At 59.7% G+C, this 471-nt stretch carries 1 protein-coding gene and 1 pseudogene; one reads left to right on the forward strand and one right to left on the reverse strand.

Going from position 1 to position 471, the window contains the following annotated elements:
* Positions 1-302 (reverse strand): hypothetical protein (locus tag JQK88_RS35605; RefSeq protein WP_203281262.1); only part of this gene is annotated, 302 nt, incomplete at its 3' end.
* A gap of 34 nt (positions 303-336) precedes the next feature.
* Between JQK88_RS35605 and JQK88_RS36870 the strand changes: the two are divergent.
* A pseudogene (locus JQK88_RS36870) lies at positions 337-471 on the forward strand (MocR-like pyridoxine biosynthesis transcription factor PdxR); the annotation flags it as partial.

A 471-nucleotide genomic window follows, 5' to 3' on the forward strand; every position in this document is an offset into this window, starting at 1 on the left:
AGCGAATCGAGATCCGCAAAATCCTTGGTCCAGAAAGGAACTGAAGCCGCATTCAGTGCCAACGCGGCAAGATGCGCCGCCGTATGCGGTACCGATAGCGCCTTACGTCTACGCGGTTCAACCGTGACGCGTACGCCCTCACCGATATAGGCACCGAGGTCACGATCTGACTGAACGATATGTACGACCACGCCCTGCCACTCCCCCTCGCCCTTCCTGACGGCTTTCGCTTCCTGCCCGATCAAAAGCACTCCGGCGCCAGCATCGATCAAGCCTGTCCAAGCATCCGCAATCTCAACCACTACTCCATCCGCGAAGGTGATCTGACCTAGTCTAGTTGCCCTCCCCCCTGAATTGCAGGACGTCTTCGCGGCGGCCAAACAACTCCTGGACAGGCACTCTCCGGTGGCCGAGCAGGAGGCTTTGGCCTTGCTCATCGAGAGCGGCGCCTATGAAAGCCATGTGCGCCGC

This window comes from Mesorhizobium caraganae, from assembly GCF_016836705.1.
In the GTDB taxonomy this organism is placed as follows: Bacteria; Pseudomonadota; Alphaproteobacteria; order Rhizobiales; family Rhizobiaceae; genus Mesorhizobium; species Mesorhizobium caraganae.